General features: G+C 61.0%; 14 protein-coding genes. 10 read left to right on the top strand and 4 right to left on the bottom strand.

All coding sequences use genetic code 11. The features are described 5' to 3' along the window. Positions 1 to 211: 211 nt before the first annotated feature. Together FHT29_RS14160 and FHT29_RS14165 are read right to left on the bottom strand one after the other, a co-directional pair. Positions 212 to 466 carry a hypothetical protein gene (locus FHT29_RS14160; RefSeq protein ID WP_047556508.1) on the bottom strand — a complete coding sequence of 85 codons (255 nt, stop codon included), beginning with the start codon at positions 464 to 466 and terminating at the stop codon, positions 212 to 214. A 105-nt stretch (positions 467 to 571) separates the two neighbouring features. Beyond that, the gene (locus tag FHT29_RS14165) at positions 572 to 1,759 is read right to left on the bottom strand and encodes an extensin family protein (protein ID WP_047556506.1); all 1,188 of its coding nucleotides are present in this window, start codon (positions 1,757 to 1,759) and stop codon (positions 572 to 574) included. Between the two features lie 245 nt (positions 1,760 to 2,004). On the opposite strand from FHT29_RS14165, the gene FHT29_RS14170 reads away from it, so the two are divergent. The 6 genes from FHT29_RS14170 (at position 2,005) to FHT29_RS14195 (ending at position 7,446) form a co-directional block, all read left to right on the top strand. Further along, on the top strand, positions 2,005 to 2,394 hold the full coding sequence (locus FHT29_RS14170; protein WP_037202516.1) for an acyl-CoA thioesterase: 390 nt from the start codon (positions 2,005 to 2,007) through the stop codon (positions 2,392 to 2,394). 4 nt (positions 2,395 to 2,398) lie between these two features. Further along, positions 2,399 to 2,989 carry a hypothetical protein gene (locus tag FHT29_RS14175; protein ID WP_037202517.1) on the top strand — a complete coding sequence of 197 codons (591 nt, stop codon included), beginning with the start codon at positions 2,399 to 2,401 and terminating at the stop codon, positions 2,987 to 2,989. Positions 2,990 to 3,109: 120 nt separating this feature from the next. Next, entirely contained in the window at positions 3,110 to 4,702 is a 1,593-nt protein-coding gene (locus FHT29_RS14180; RefSeq protein ID WP_047556504.1) for an SEL1-like repeat protein, read from the top strand. 57 nt (positions 4,703 to 4,759) lie between these two features. Then, on the top strand, positions 4,760 to 5,830 hold the full coding sequence (locus FHT29_RS14185) for an SEL1-like repeat protein (RefSeq protein ID WP_037202519.1): 1,071 nt from the start codon (positions 4,760 to 4,762) through the stop codon (positions 5,828 to 5,830). Positions 5,831 to 6,011: 181 nt separating this feature from the next. Further along, entirely contained in the window at positions 6,012 to 6,821 is an 810-nt protein-coding gene (locus tag FHT29_RS14190; protein WP_052212137.1) for an RDD family protein, read from the top strand. 118 nt (positions 6,822 to 6,939) lie between these two features. Next, a complete protein-coding gene (locus FHT29_RS14195; protein WP_168599769.1) occupies positions 6,940 to 7,446 on the top strand; it encodes a hypothetical protein in 507 nt (168 codons plus the stop codon). Between the two features lie 53 nt (positions 7,447 to 7,499). Here FHT29_RS14195 and FHT29_RS14200 read toward each other — a convergent pair whose 3' ends face one another. Next, positions 7,500 to 8,750: an MFS transporter gene (locus tag FHT29_RS14200; RefSeq protein WP_092573843.1), complete on the bottom strand. Its 1,251-nt coding sequence runs from the start codon at positions 8,748 to 8,750 to the stop codon at positions 7,500 to 7,502. 283 nt (positions 8,751 to 9,033) lie between these two features. Between FHT29_RS14200 and uvrB the strand changes: the two genes are divergently transcribed. From uvrB to FHT29_RS14220, 4 genes are all read left to right on the top strand, one after another. Beyond that, positions 9,034 to 11,877 (top strand): excinuclease ABC subunit UvrB, encoded by a 2,844-nt coding sequence (gene uvrB / locus FHT29_RS14205; protein WP_168599770.1) that lies wholly within the window; start codon positions 9,034 to 9,036, stop codon positions 11,875 to 11,877. A gap of 196 nt (positions 11,878 to 12,073) precedes the next feature. Then, positions 12,074 to 12,532: an SRPBCC family protein gene (locus tag FHT29_RS14210; protein ID WP_168599771.1), complete on the top strand. Its 459-nt coding sequence runs from the start codon at positions 12,074 to 12,076 to the stop codon at positions 12,530 to 12,532. 161 nt (positions 12,533 to 12,693) lie between these two features. Further along, the gene (locus FHT29_RS14215; RefSeq protein WP_168599772.1) at positions 12,694 to 13,809 is read left to right on the top strand and encodes an adenylate/guanylate cyclase domain-containing protein; all 1,116 of its coding nucleotides are present in this window, start codon (positions 12,694 to 12,696) and stop codon (positions 13,807 to 13,809) included. A gap of 424 nt (positions 13,810 to 14,233) precedes the next feature. Beyond that, positions 14,234 to 14,446 carry a cold-shock protein gene (locus tag FHT29_RS14220; RefSeq protein ID WP_034504664.1) on the top strand — a complete coding sequence of 71 codons (213 nt, stop codon included), beginning with the start codon at positions 14,234 to 14,236 and terminating at the stop codon, positions 14,444 to 14,446. Between the two features lie 341 nt (positions 14,447 to 14,787). Here FHT29_RS14220 and FHT29_RS14225 read toward each other — a convergent pair. Beyond that, positions 14,788 to 14,949 (bottom strand): transposase (locus FHT29_RS14225; protein ID WP_168599773.1); only part of this gene is annotated, 162 nt, incomplete at its 5' end.

A 14,949-nucleotide genomic window follows, 5' to 3' on the forward strand; every position in this document is an offset into this window, starting at 1 on the left:
TGTCGCAACTCCGCCCAACGCCTCTTGGCGACTTCGTCAGCGCCGACAATACTCCATAGTTTATTGCCGCCACATTGATATTGCATCGCATCATTGCAACATGAAATTGTTTTTTGGAGCAGGCAAGGATCCCCGTCGTTGCCATGCGCCGCTCAAGCCGGCCCTCGCCGGCTTTTCTTTTTTCGCCAGCTTATGACCGACGACGCGCCGATTACCAACTGCCGTTTACACCGCAACCGGCTGGCGGCAGCGTCTTGTGCTCAAAACGGGCTTTCAACATCTCGCAGCCCTTGTCGCGTATGGGTCCGGGCATCATCGTATTGAGACCGATGCCGACTTCATCGAAAGGGTCGTCCGTATAGGCGACATAGGCGTACCAGCGCCCGCCGATCACGACGACAATGGCGACCAGGGCAGCGAATAGCGCGCGTCCCAGGCTTCTTTTTCTTCTCGGTGCTTCTTCCATGAAACCCTCACTCGCCCCGGTCGTCGCAATTAACAGCGATTCCCCTCTCAGATAAATCAGCTTTCGTCGCCGGCAAGGGTGTATGCGTCTCCGGCGAACCGCCAATCAAAGGCTGCAATAACGCCGGCCGCCGTTGCGTTCCCTGAGGTCGAAGTGGAAATGATTCCAATGTTCAGGGTTGCTGCCCGGCCCGAGTACGGTATCGAAATAACGGCAGCTATCGATGCGAACAGCCTTGAGCAGCCGACCCTCTCGGAAGGAGAACAGGCCCTTCTTGCGCACGTCGATCACATGGCCGTTCTTCAGGATGAAAGTGCCGACATCGATGGCATTGCCATGAGCGTGCTCCGACATCGGATTATAACGTTGCCGGCTATTGTTCATCCGGCGGCAGGAATAGCCGCCGAGCGGCACGATAGTGCCGATGCCGGTCCAGTAGCGGGTGCGTGCTGCCGGCGCCAGTTCGTTCTTCACCCATTTGGCGAAGGCCAGGGTGACCTGACAATTCAGCGTGACGGCCGGCCTGACGGCGATATTGCCGGAAAGCCCGCTCAGCGAAATCGGATAGGGAACCTGGCAGGCAGGGCCGTTCGAAATCGCCGGCTTATCGACATAGACGACGCCCATGCGCCTTAATTCCTGCCGGCAGGCGATTTCGGAAGGCGGCATCATACCTGGAGGCGATTGGGGCGCCTCGAACTGATCGATGCGCGGCATCGGATTGTCAACGCGTGGCAGCATGGCCAGTTGCGTGCCCGGCTGCCGCCGCGGTACGGGTGATTGATTGAGCTCGGCCTGGGCTGCCGGCCGCTGAAGGATCGAACGATTGGTCTGCACCGGCGCGTCCGAGCCGATACCGTCGACAACAGGCTGGTCGGTTTCGCCCTCGGCAATGTTCTGCTCTTCCTCCTGCGCCAGTCCGACGACAGATGCTGATCGAGCCTCTTCGCTCGGTCCGACGCCAAGTTCCGCATCCATATTGACGCCCTGAGACGGAACATCCGATTGCTGAGCCAGGCCCGCCTCGACATCGGTCGTGGTCACGGCCTCTCCGGTTCCGGCAGAACGGCCATTACCATTGTTATAATTGCCGGAGGCTGAAACGACGGGGTCCTGCGCCCCTGGATAGGCAAATTGCCGCTGCGCCACGCTGCGATGCGGCTTGATCGAGCCGACGCGCGCGGTGCTGTCGACATTCGACGGCGGCACGAGGCTATCGGCCGTGCATGCGACCAGCGCCGACGACAACATCAGCGGCAGCAGAGCCCGCCGTAGAATGGGTAAATAGGCCATAATCCTGATCCGTTGCCCCAGCCACGGTCGGTAACGATGACAAATCCTAAACGGGAACGGTGAACGAATGCTTACCGCGGCAAATCGCGGTGTATCGGGACAACACCAGGAGCGGGCAGAAGGCTCGAATAAGGCCGAGCACCCTGCGAGTTCCCAGGAGGAAACACGGACAAAGTCTTTCCCATCGCGGTCGGATTGCATAGGTTGGTCACGGGAATCGGTGTGCTGGCAATAGGAGCAAATGGATGAATGACAACGTCAAACCGAAAGGCGAGCTGACATTGCGCACGCTGGCCATGCCTGCAGACGCCAATCCCGCCGGCGACATTTTCGGCGGCTGGGTCATGGCGCAGATGGATTTGGCAAGCGGCATCCGCGCGGCTGAGCGGGCTCGTGGCCGCGTGGTCACCGCCGCCGTGAAGGAGATGGCTTTCGAGCTGCCGGTCAAGATCGGCGATACGCTGAGCGTCTTCACCGACATCGAACGCGTCGGCCGCACGTCGATCACGCTAAGGGTCGAAGCCTGGGCACACCGTTCGCGCTACAATGCGATGGAGAAGGTGACGGCTGGGACATTCATCATGGTCGCCCTCGACGAGAACGGGGCGCCGAAGGCGGTGCCAGCGGAGACCTGATGTGATGGAAGCCGCGCATTCGCCGGAAGTTTACGGCTATATCAGGACGGTCATGAGCATGGTCATCGGCCTTTCTCTTGCGCAGCTTCTGACGCGCCTTGCCGGCTTCGTCCAATCGCCCGGGAAGAACCGCGTTTATTTCGTCCACATCGGCTGGGTGCTGTCGATGTTCCTCTACATCATCCATTTCTGGTGGTGGGAATATCGGCTGCAGTCGCTGCAGGTGATCACCTTCGCGGTCTATCTTTTCCTGATCTGCTTCTGTTGCCTCTTCTACTTCCTCTGCGTACTCCTTAATCCACCGTCGATCGACGAATATGGCGGTTTCGAGGAATATTTCATTTCCCGCCGGCGTTGGTTCTTCGGCCTGCTTGCTGTCACCTACGCCGTCGATCTCATCGACACATGGCTGAAGGGAGGAGCCTATTTCCACTCGCTCGGCTGGGAGTATCCGACGCGCAACGTCGTCTACATCGTCCTTTGCATTGTCGCGGCCATGACGGCCAATCGGCGGTTCCAGGCGGCATTCGTGACGGTCGGGCTGATCTACCAGATCACATGGATCTTCCGCCTCTATGACGTGATGCCGGGATAGGGATTGAGATCCAGTCGCCTTAAAACCACTGCCATTTCCATGCTCTACAATTCTTGACCAAGACATCGCCATATTGTTCAGATCGATTGACCTCTGGAATATGGGTGGGAGACTCAAGCCTTGAAAACAAAGAGCTATGCATTGGGATTGGCGCTCGCTCTTTCGTTGCCCTGCCTTGCCTATGCCGAAGATCCCGCACCGGGCCCGGCAAATACTACCATCGACCTGAAATACTGGATGGAGTTCGCGAAGCAAGGAAACGCCGCAGCGCAATATGGCCTCGGCTATCGCTACGCCAACGGCCAGGGCGTGGAGCGTGACGATGCACAGGCGGTCGAGTGGTATGAGAAAGCCGCCGCCCAGGGGAATGCCCAGGCCCAATACGCCCTCGCCTACATGTATTCGAACGGCCGCGGTATAGATGCCGACCAGAAACAGGCGAACGATTGGTATCTGAGGGCCGCGCAACGCGGCAACGCCGACGCGCAATATGCCATAGGCTATTCGTTGGCGAATGGCCGAGGCATGGATGCCGACAACGAACAGGCCGTCAACTGGTACCAGAAATCCGCAGCCCAGGGCCAGGCGCAGGCGCAATATGCCCTCGGCTACATGTATGCCAACGGTCTCGGCGTTCAGCAGGATTACGCCATCGCCCTCGGCTGGTATCGCAAGTCTGCCGACCAGGGCCGTACCGATGCTCAATACGCGCTTGGCCATCTGTACGACAACGGCCAGGGCACGGCAGAAGATCAGGCAGGAGCCATAGACTGGTATAGAAAGGCTGCCGATCAGGGATACGCGCAGGCCCAATATGCTCTCGGCTACGCCTATGCCAATGGTAGGGGCGTCGAACGGAGCGATGCCGATGCTTATTCCTGGTACAGGAAAGCTGCGGACAAAGGTCGCGCCGACGCACAATACGCGGTTGGCTACAGCCTCGCGAACGGACTGGGTGTCTCGCGGGATTATAGACAAGCGCTCCAGTGGTATCGAAAGTCAGCCGATCAAGGGCGCTCCGACGCGCAATATGCTCTCGGCTACCTCTATGCCAACGGTCAGGGCGTCAAGGCCGACGAAGGCGCGGCGGTGAAATGGTATCGAAAATCGGCTGATCAGGGCGACGCACAGGGCGAATACGCCCTCGCCTTCATGTATTCAGATGGTCGCGGCGTTGCGAAGGACTACGGCAAGGCGCTCGAATGGTATGGCAAATCCGCCGATCAAGGCCAGGCGGACGCGCAATATGCCCTTGGCTACATCTATCAGAACGGCCAGGGAACCGCACCGGACAAAACGGCCGCGGCAAGCTGGTATCGCAAGGCAGCCGACCAGAACAATTCCCAGGGTCAGTATGCGCTCGCCTATCTCTATTACCAGGGTGAAGGCGTTGCGAAAGACTATGGACAGGCCGCCGATCTGTTTCGAAAGGCCGCCGAGCAAGGCGATGCCCGCGCTGAATACGGTCTGGGATATATGTATTATAACGGCTATGGGGTGCAGAAGGATTGCGGAATCGCCGCCGACTGGTTCAACAAGGCGGCCGCCAAGGGGTTGCCCGAAGCGCAACACGGTCTCGGCTACATGGAAGCCAACGGTGAAGGCCCGATCAAGGATCTTGGACCGCTGGGTCAAGGGCGCTCCGCCGACGGCGGCACCGGCGATTCCCTTGGCTGGATCACCCTTCGCCTGCTGATGGCGCTTGTGCCGTAGCATTCGCAAAAAGTTCGGCATTGATAATTTAATGGATCGTCGATTGAGGGGTAGATCGTGAATTGGAAGAAGGGGGCCGTCGGATTGCTCTTCGCGCTGGCATCCATGGGCGTGGCACATGCCGATATCGGCCAGAACGCCCACGACCGCGGAGACTTCAAATCGGCATTGGACTATTGGCGCCCACTGGCAAGCAAGGGGGATGTCGCGGCCCAGATCAAGCTCGGCCAGATGTATGAGGAAGGTGACGGCGTCCCGAAAAATCTCACGCAAGCCCTTAGCTGGTACAAAAAAGCAGCCGACCAGGGCAATGCCGAGGCGCAATTCAATGTCGGCACCATGTATGACCAGGGTGAAGGCATCGCCACCGATAAGAGCCAGGCGGTCCTGTGGTACCGAAAGGCTGCGGCACAGGGAAATGCCAATGCGCAATACAATCTCGGTGTGATGTACGACACTGGCGAAGGCCTGCCGCAGGACAAGTCGCAAGCTTTCGCCTGGTATAGCAAAGCCGCCGAACAGGGTGATGCGGATGCAGAGTACAATGTCGGGGTCATGTACGATCAGGGAGACGGCACGGGCAAGGATAAGAGCCAAGCCGTCGCTTGGTATCGAAAGGCCGCCGACCAGGGCAAGGTCGAGGCAGAATATAACCTGGGCATCATGTATCGCGATGGCGAAGGTGTCGCCAAGGATGGTGCCGAAGCCCTGTCCTGGTTCCGCAAGGCGGCCGATCAGGGAGATGCCGACGCCCAGTACAATATCGGCGCCATGTATGCCGATGGTGACGGGATCACGCAGGACGATACCCAGGCGATCGCATGGTTCCTGAAAGCCGCGGCACAAAATGACGTCGAAGCGGAATACAATCTCGGCGTCATGTTCCGCGACGGAGAAGGCGTTGCCAAGAACGCGGTTCAGGCCGTCTTCTGGTTCGAAAGAGCGGCCTCGCATCGCTATGCCGACGCGGCCTATAACCTCGGCATCATGTACCGAGATGGCGATGGCGTTCCGGCCGATCCGGCCAAGGCTCTCGAATGGCTTCGCAAGGCCAAGAGCCTTGGGTATGATGGCGGCTCGGATGACGAGCAGGACGAGCCGTCGGACGGGAAGACCATCCCAATATGAGACGACCGTACAGGTCAGCCGGCGCCGCTCCATTTTGTCGACGGCGTCTCATCCCTCTCCAGCGAATCGCCGCAAACCATGCTACCTCCTGCAACTCGAAGTACGTCATGCTGCGCCTGACGGCTGCAACGCCGACTGAAAAGCGGGGGAACACATGAGTTTTGCAGCCTCGGATCGCCAAATGGCTTCCTTGCCGCCGCGCCATTTCTGGCGGCGGCTCGGTGCCTATCTGATCGACATCATTATTTTCCAGATCGTTTTCACGTTTCTGTTTCTCGCCGCGTCGAAGGTGACCCCGTGGGACGTGACGCTGCCGTTTCTCCAGAACCAGCAGTGCACCGAAACGACCTCGGGACCGCTCATTCCGAAGATAGAAGCCGAATGGCCGCTGCAGCCGGGCGAAACGAGAAGCAACCAGCTGTGCCACATATCCTGGCTCGGCAGCAAAGGATACACCGTCTTCGTTTCGAAAGTCGTTTCGCAGCAGGGAACGAGGACGTCCATACGTGCCGTCTCCGTACCGGTGGACGACAATGGAAATCCGATCGATCCAAGCGTTACGATGCGGCCATCATCCAGCATCGTTCTCCTCCTCCTGCCCCTTGCGTTCGCCTACGCCTCAGCCAGCGGGAAACGAACGCCAGGCAAGCGATTGCTCTCGTTGCGCGTGACGACCGTCGAAGACGGTCCGCTGGCCCTCGGTTTGGCGGCAAAGCGCGAGATATTCAAGTTTCTGCCGTTTGTGCTGATCGCGATCTTCAATCTCGTCAGCCTGCTTCTCCTGCCGTCGTCCTTGCCGCCCTTCGAACAATTGATCCAGCAGGCCCGCGATCCCAACCTTTTCACCGCCGGCGGCCTCTTTGCCCTGACCGGCGCGCTGGCACCGATGCTGTTCGTCTTCACGCTCATCTGGTGGCTCTACCCGCTGATCGTATGGCGTGGCCAGACCTTCTACGACCGCTTCTGTGATACCAAGGTCGTCAAGGGCTGAGCCACTTACCCGCACAGTGTCTCGACGATGGGGGATTGCCTTGGCGGCGGAAGACATGAAAGACTGCCGCAGGCCGGGACATGTTTTGCTGCTTCTTCTCATCAGAGGATAGATCGCCGTGAATCTGAAATATGCCGTACTTCCCTCCTCGTTTTTGCCATCCGTTCGCATGGCATTGCTCGCCTCAGCCATCATCCTGCCGCTGCCGATCGCAGCGACGCCCGCCGAGGCCGCGCCTGGCTCATGCTGGTCGCTGCTGCAGAGCAAGTTCGGTCCGCAGATCGAGAAGTCGGTGAACGAAGCCGATCCCTGCAAGAAGCTGCCGGGTGTCGATCACAAGGAAAAATTCGAGGTCAAATCGCTCGATGTCTGCGATGGCCCGACCGGCGACGTGCAGATCAACGCGCACGCCGAAATGGAATGCAAGTCGCATGGCCTGTTGAAGACGACGATCAAGGGTCAGCTAGACGCATCCATGACCGTCGATGTCGGCGCCTGCCACATCACCGATCTGCGCCTCGGTATCAACGGCCCGATCGGCGAGCTGATATCCTCCGTCGGAGGATTGCAGGACCTCGCCCGCGGTTTCGCACAGGCGAAGATTTCCGAGATCTGCGGCAAGTAGACCAGAGGCCGGCGAAAACCGCCGGCCTTGCTTAAACGGGATGGCGAGCCGGTTCAGCTTTGCACGGCACCATCTGCGTCGGCGGCAGCCTTATCGCCAAAACGAACCCCCTTCTTTTCGAAGCCGAAGCCGGCAAACAAGGCCACCACGACGGCAACGACGCAGGCGACGATCAGCAGCGCCGTGGCGTAGTCACCATTCCATCGCTTTGCCAGCCCCGCCTGGATCGAGGCGTTGCCCGACGCCAGTAGGTTGCCGAGCTGATAGGCAAATCCGGGGAATGTGCCGCGCACTTCATCCGGCGACAATTCGTTGAGATGCACGGGCACGATGCCCCACGCGCCCTGCACGAAGAGCTGCATCAGGAAAGCGCCGATCGCGAGCATCACCGGCCCTTGCCCGTAGACCCAGAGCGGCGCGACGGGGATCGCCAGAAGCGCGGCGATGATGATCGCGCGTCGCCTGCCGATGCGCTGCGACAGCACACCGAAAGACAGACCGCCGACGATCGCGCCGATATTATAGACGATGGCGATGGCGCCGACCGTGTAGGAATCATATTGCCGCTGGGCTTCCAGGAAGGTCGGGTAGAGATCCTGCGTGCCATGACTGAAGAAATTGAACGCGGTCATGAGAAGCACCGCCCAAATGAACAACGGAATATTCTCACGCAACACGGTGAGGAATGGCCGTTGCGGCTTGGATTGCCGCTGCACAAAGGCCGGCGATTCCTGCACGCTGCGGCGGATATAGAGCACCAGCAGCGCCGGCAGTGCTCCCACGACGAACATGCCGCGCCAGCCGATGATCGGAAACAGCAGGAAGAAAACGATCGAGGCGATCAGATAGCCTGAGGGGTAACCCGCCTGCAGGATGCCCGAAACAAGGCCGCGCGAATCCTCCGGTATGGTCTCCATGACAAGCGATGCGCCGACCCCCCATTCGCCGCCCATGGCGACCCCGAAGAGGGCGCGAAGGACGAGGAACATCGTCAATCCCGTCGAAAAACCCGTCAGGAATTCGAAGACCGAATAAAGCAGCACATCCACCATGAGCGTAACGCGCCGGCCGTAACGGTCGGCCGCGAGGCCGAAGATGAGCGCACCGATCGGTCGCATTGCCAGGGTGAGGAAGATGGCGACGGCGACCGCCGGAACATCCGTGTGAAACTCCTCGGCTATGTGCTTGAGAACGAAAACCAATATGAAGAAATCGAAAGCATCCAGCGTCCAGCCCAGATAGGCTGCGATGACGGTGTTTCGTTGCTGGGGGGACAAGGAACGTAAGCTATCCAATGCGGTCATCATGATCCTCCGACCGGATGGCGGCGGCGAGGCGGGCAATTCCGGATGCCGTCGAAGCTGGGGGAACCCGGCGCTGGCCGGGCATGTCGACGTTGCGGTGGTTCCTCCTTCGGCGCCTGTGAGGATTGCGCTATGCGGACTTTCTGATCGGCGATAACGCACCAGCCGCCTCTGGGTTGTAACACATTCGACATCATCGACGAATGGAAAAAACCGCTGTTCTGTTTCCCTTTTGTACTCTTTACCCCTTCACATCGGCGCGTTCTGTCGCCATATTCGCCGCATGGCCAGATCACCGAAAAAATCCCCCGCCCCGTCCGGTTTCGAAGAGGCGCCGCAGGCATCGTTTGAAGGTGCGCCGCTCAGCGGCGGCGTCGCCGATTGGGTGAAGCAGCTGGAAGCCGATGCCGAGATGTCTGGCGTCGAGACGCAGCGGCAGATCGCCTCGAAGGCTGGCAAGCACCGCAAGAAGGTGGAAATCGCCGCCTCCAAATCGGCGCGCGGTACCTCCATGGGCGGCTCGACCGATCCGAAGACGCGCGCGGCCGCGGGCCTCAACCCGGTCTCCGGCATGGATACATCGCTGGAAAACGCCGCCAATGCCGGCACCGCGGTCACGGCAACAGTCGAGGCTTTGTCGGCACTGATCGAAAGCGGCAATCCCCTCTTCAAGGATGGTAAGCTCTGGGCGCCACACCGCCCTGCCCGGCCGAACAAATCCGAAGGCGGTATCCCGATCCGCATGGCGTCGGACTACGAGCCTGCCGGCGACCAGCCGACCGCCATTCGCGATCTCGTCGAGGGCCTGGACAATGGCGAACGCAGCCAGGTGCTGCTCGGCGTCACCGGCTCGGGCAAGACCTTCACCATGGCCAAGGTGATCGAGGCAACGCAACGCCCTGCCGTGATTCTCGCGCCGAACAAGACGCTGGCAGCCCAGCTCTATTCCGAGTTCAAGAATTTCTTCCCCGACAACGCGGTCGAGTATTTCGTCTCCTACTACGACTACTACCAGCCGGAAGCCTACGTGCCGCGTTCGGACACTTTCATCGAGAAAGAATCCTCGATCAACGAACAGATCGACCGCATGCGTCACTCGGCGACGCGCTCGCTTCTGGAGCGCGACGACTGCATCATCGTCGCCTCGGTCTCCTGCATCTACGGTATCGGTTCGGTCGAGACCTATACGGCAATGACCTTCCAGATGAATGTCGGCGACCGGCTGGACCAGCGCCAGCTCCTCGCCGACCTCGTGGCCCAGCAATACAAGCGCCGCGACATGGATTTCATTCGCGGCTCCTTCCGCGTGCGCGGCGACACCATCGAGATCTTCCCGGCCCACTTGGAGGATGCCGCCTGGCGCATCTCCATGTTCGGCGACGAGATCGACGCCATCACCGAATTCGACCCGCTGACCGGCCAGAAAACCGGCGACCTGAAATCGGTGAAGATCTACGCCAATTCGCACTATGTCACCCCACGCCCGACGTTGAACGGCGCCATCAAGGCGATCAAGGAAGAGCTGCGAATCCGGCTCGCCGAGCTGGAGAAGGCCGGCCGCCTGCTCGAGGCGCAGCGCCTGGAGCAGCGCACCCGCTATGACATCGAAATGCTCGAAGCCACCGGCTCCTGCGCCGGCATCGAGAATTATTCGCGCTATCTCACCGGCCGCAATCCCGGCGAGCCGCCGCCGACGCTGTTCGAATATATCCCCGACAACGCGCTGCTGTTCATCGACGAAAGCCACGTCTCGGTCAGCCAGATCGGCGGCATGTATCGCGGCGACTTCCGGCGCAAGGCGACGCTGGCCGAATACGGCTTCCGCCTGCCCTCCTGCATGGACAACCGGCCGCTGCGCTTCGAGGAATGGGACGCCATGCGCCCGGATACGATCGCGGTATCGGCAACGCCGGGCAGCTGGGAGATGGAACAGTCCGGCGGCGTCTTTGCCGAACAGGTCATCCGTCCGACCGGCCTGATCGACCCGCCGGTCGAGGTCCGCTCGGCCCGCAGCCAGGTGGACGACGTGCTCGGCGAGATCCGCGAGACAGCCGCCAAGGGCTATCGTACGCTCTGCACCGTGCTGACGAAGCGCATGGCCGAGGACCTGACGGAATATCTGCACGAACAGGGCGTGCGCGTGCGCTACATGCACTCCGACATCGACACGCTGGAGCGCATCGAGATCATCCGCGACCTGCGCCTGGGTGCGTTCGACGTGCTCGTCGGCATCAACCTCTTGCGCGAAGGTCTCGACATCCCTGAATGCGCCTTGGTCGCCATTCTCGACGCCGACAAAGAAGGCTTCCTGCGCTCGGAAACCTCGCTCGTCCAGACCATCGGCCGCGCCGCGCGTAACGTCGACGGCAAGGTTATCCTCTATGCCGACACCATCACCGGCTCGATGCAGCGGGCGATGGACGAGACCAGCCGCCGCCGCGAGAAGCAGATGGCCTACAACCTCGAACACGGCATTACGCCGGAATCGGTAAAGGCGAAGATTTCCGACATTCTCGACAGCGTCTACGAGAGGGACCATGTCCGCGCCGATATCGGCGGCGCCTCCGGCAAGGGCTTTGCCGATGGCGGCCACCTCGTCGGCAACAACCTGCAGACCCATCTCAACGCGCTGGAAAAGGCCATGCGCGATGCCGCCGCCGACCTGGACTTCGAAAAGGCCGCACGCCTGCGCGACGAGATCAAGCGCCTCAAGGCGGCGGAACTGGCCGTCATGGACGATCCGATGGCAAGAGAAGAGGCGAAGAGTCTCGAAAGCGGCAAGGGTGGCCCGCCCAATCCTTCGAAGCCCCGCCCTTCCGGCTCCGCACCTCAGGGCGAGGAGGCTGCCAGTGCGGTCTCGAACAAAGAGAGCGGAACGCAGGGCTCCTATTTCGCCAAACCCAGCCTCGATGAAATGGGACCGGGCGGCGATGCCGGCACGCCGCTTTTCCGGAAGAATACGCTCGACGAGATGACCGTCGGCCGCACCGAAAAGCCGATAATCGGCAAGGTGCCCGACAAGCCGGTCATCCGTGCGAAGCCGGGCGTCGGCTCCTATGAAGATTCGGTGGACGAAAAGCAGCGCAAGGGACGAACGAAGGGCAAGACGGGACGACCCGGACGATAGAGGCATCGGCCTCAACGGAAACCCGTTGCCCGAGGCCGCCGTTTTATGAGGAGTGGCGCACGCGAGCATCGAGCCATGTCTTGCTGGCAAGGCGCCTGCTCCTACATGACATCATGTGAGGAGGACCGCTGAGGGATGTAAGGCGCTCGGCCGCAGCTCGTTTTGGCGGGGAAACGATAGACCACGGGAGAGACCGATGTCAGAGCCTCTAGTCGTCCGCCGCGAGACTCATGTCTCGGCGCCACCCGCCGCATTATTTGCACTGCTGACCGACCCCGAAAAGATCCTGCGCTGGATGGGCACGGAAGCGCAGATCGAGCCGCAGCCCGGCGGCCTCTATCTGGTCAACGTCACCAGCACCCGCTTCGCGCGCGGCTCGTTCCGCGAGGTCGTGCCGGTTCATCGCCTGGCCTACAGCTTCGGCTGGGACGGCAGCGAGGAGGTTCCGCCAGGATCTAGCCTGGTCGAGATCGATCTGATCGAGGAACCACCGAACGGAACGCTGCTTCGCCTCACCCATACCGGCCTGCCGACAGCGGAGCAATGCGAAGGCCATGCGAAGGGCTGGGCTCATTATCTCGATCGTCTCGCCGAAGTCGCGGCCGGACGCGACCCCGGCCCGGACTGGTGGCACGGCCAAGACAGTCAGCGCTGACGGCGCTCGAGACACAGTGCCGGTAGGCCCAGCGGGCTGATATACCGGAGTTGTAACCTCGAAAGCGCTCACCAGTGCATCGAGCTATTGCGCCTGCACCAAACAATCGCGGTAGCAGCGAGGCGGATGACAGCCTGCAACCGCCGTGGCATGATCGCGGCATGGATTTGCCCGCCCCCCTTGCCTGGCTGGTAGACGAAGCCGGCACCTCGCCCAGCCCCGAACGCTTCCTGGCCGATCTGGGCAGTCGGCTGCTGTCGACCGGCCTGCCACTTGCCGGCGGCGCCCTGACGCTCGCTGTCCCGCATCCGATCGTCACGCAACGCACGTGGCTGTGGCAGGCTGAGACGGGTGCCGTGATCGAGGCCCTGGGCTTTGCCGGCACGTCCCTTGGCCAAGCCGGACACGACTGGCTTGGCGGGCTCGGCCCGATATACGAGGAGACGATCGGCACGGCGCCGGACAGCCCTGTGCTGGGCTGGGCCGGTGCACAGCCGTTCGATCCCTCCGCGGTCGACCGACTGCGCCAGGTCGCGCGCTTTGCCGCGGCCCCTCTCGCGGGCCTCGCCGCGCGCGCGGCGCTATCCGCCCTGCTCGAAGCCTATCTCGGACGAAGGAGTGCCGCCCGCGTGCAGGACGGCGCGCTGCGCCGCAGCACCGGTGAGACCATCCGCGCCGCCCTCCTCTGCGCCGATCTCAGGGATTTCACCGCCCTTTCCGAGGCGACCGAGCCGACTGTGGTGATCGCCGCCCTCGACGCCTGGTTCGACCGCGTCGCCGGCGCCGTGCATGCCTTCGGCGGCGAGGTGCTCAAATTCATCGGCGATGGCGTCCTGGCGATCTTCCCGGTCACGGGAACGCCGGCTGAGGCCTGCGAAGCCGCGCTGCGCGCCGTCGCCGCCATCCGCGCCGGCATGGCCCATCTCGACGCGACCCGCCTGACGCAAGGGCTGCCGCCGCTCCCCTTCGGCGCGGCCCTGCATTTCGGCGACATGCTCTGGGGCAATATCGGCGCCGCCGACCGTCTGGACTTCACCGCCATCGGCCCCGCCGTCAATCTCGTCAGCCGGCTCGAAGGCCTGTGCAAACCGCTCGGCCGCAACGTCCTCATCTCGGGCGCGGTGGCGGCGGAGACGAACATGGGGCTGCTTCCGCTGGGAGAGCATGAGTTGCGTGGGATTGTTGAGCCTTGCGCCGTGTTTACCTTGGTGGAGAACGGCGAAGAGAAGAAGACAGCCGGATTGACCACGGTCCCGATTTCGGGAAGCCCTTCGTGAGGTGCGTAAGCAGCGGCACGATTGGCGAGAATCTACGGCCAACCAGATCGGGCTAACGCGTAGCAAAACGGTAAAAGGCAAGTCCGCATTGACTCATAATACTTAAAGGAACCACCGATCGAGAATAGGATGAAGCACCCAAGGCCTTCGAACCCATTGATTCCTTGCCCATTTCAGCCACCAAATAAAACACCCCTTGCCTTTTTCCAAAAACCCTGTCACCCATATGCATGCTCGGGCATTTGCATGCCGGTGACTGGACTGATTTGGTGATCCGCTTGCGGCAGGCAGCGGTTGGGTTCCGACCCGCGCAGACGTTCTTTCCCCGTACGTGACTTCTCGACTGGCTTTCGCATGTCGCGGAGGCAAAGCCGTCTGGGTTTCCCCGGATAAACTAAGACTGATGGGTAAAGGACTATCCCCCATGGCCACCAAGGGCACCGTAAAATTTTTCAACCAGGACAAGGGTTTTGGTTTCATCACTCCTGATGGCGGCGCGAAGGACGTTTTCGTCCACATCTCCGCTCTCCAGGCTTCCGGCATCCAGTCGCTGCGCGAAGGCCAGCAGGTCACGTTCGACACCGAGCCGGATCGCATGGGCAAGGGCCCGAAGGCCGTCAACATCCAGGCTTCCTAAGCCTCTGGTGACAGCCTGATTAAGGTTTCTGACGGCGTGGTGCAAACCGCGCCGTTTTTCGTTTGTGAGGCCTTGGCGTTTGCCCGGCTGGAGCAACCCTCGTCCCTCGAGGCTGCAGCCCCTTCGACAAGCTCAGGGCCTTCCGCACCCCAGGATAAGGGTGGAGTTAGCCCCACGGCGTTGTTCAAAGCCAATTTTCGATCAGATCAGGTCGCGGTCGATTAGAGCATTTCCAGGAAAAGTGCGAAGCGGTTTTCCGTCTGGAATGCGTAAAGAAACAAAAAGATAGAGCGTTTTCGCGATTCGAAGAAAAGCGAGAACGCTCTAGGGTGGAGACTCAATCAAACCCACCATATGATGGTGGCAGCGATATAGCATGTAGCTGCGAAGTTGATGGCGAGCTTGTCATATCGTGTTGCGACGCGGCGCCAGTCCTTGAGACGGCAGAACATGCGTTCGATGATATTTCTTCGCTTATAGGCCTGCGGATCGAAAGGCTGGAT

The sequence above is a fragment of the Rhizobium sp. SG741 genome (genome assembly GCF_012275435.1).
Taxonomy (GTDB): Bacteria; Pseudomonadota; Alphaproteobacteria; order Rhizobiales; family Rhizobiaceae; genus Rhizobium; species Rhizobium lusitanum.

What these genes read in the sequence shown, in the direction of transcription:
- FHT29_RS14160 (WP_047556508.1), bottom strand. Translation starts at nt 466, where the DNA reads ATGGAAGAAGCACCGAGAAGAAAAAGAAGCCTGGGACGCGCGCTATTC.
- FHT29_RS14165 (WP_047556506.1), bottom strand. Translation starts at nt 1,759, where the DNA reads ATGGCCTATTTACCCATTCTACGGCGGGCTCTGCTGCCGCTGATGTTG.
- FHT29_RS14170 (WP_037202516.1), top strand. Translation starts at nt 2,005, where the DNA reads ATGAATGACAACGTCAAACCGAAAGGCGAGCTGACATTGCGCACGCTG.
- FHT29_RS14175 (WP_037202517.1), top strand. Translation starts at nt 2,399, where the DNA reads ATGGAAGCCGCGCATTCGCCGGAAGTTTACGGCTATATCAGGACGGTC.
- FHT29_RS14190 (WP_052212137.1), top strand. Translation starts at nt 6,012, where the DNA reads ATGGCTTCCTTGCCGCCGCGCCATTTCTGGCGGCGGCTCGGTGCCTAT.
- FHT29_RS14200 (WP_092573843.1), bottom strand. Translation starts at nt 8,750, where the DNA reads ATGACCGCATTGGATAGCTTACGTTCCTTGTCCCCCCAGCAACGAAAC.
- uvrB (WP_168599770.1), top strand. Translation starts at nt 9,034, where the DNA reads ATGGCCAGATCACCGAAAAAATCCCCCGCCCCGTCCGGTTTCGAAGAG.
- FHT29_RS14210 (WP_168599771.1), top strand. Translation starts at nt 12,074, where the DNA reads ATGTCAGAGCCTCTAGTCGTCCGCCGCGAGACTCATGTCTCGGCGCCA.
- FHT29_RS14215 (WP_168599772.1), top strand. Translation starts at nt 12,694, where the DNA reads ATGGATTTGCCCGCCCCCCTTGCCTGGCTGGTAGACGAAGCCGGCACC.
- FHT29_RS14220 (WP_034504664.1), top strand. Translation starts at nt 14,234, where the DNA reads ATGGCCACCAAGGGCACCGTAAAATTTTTCAACCAGGACAAGGGTTTT.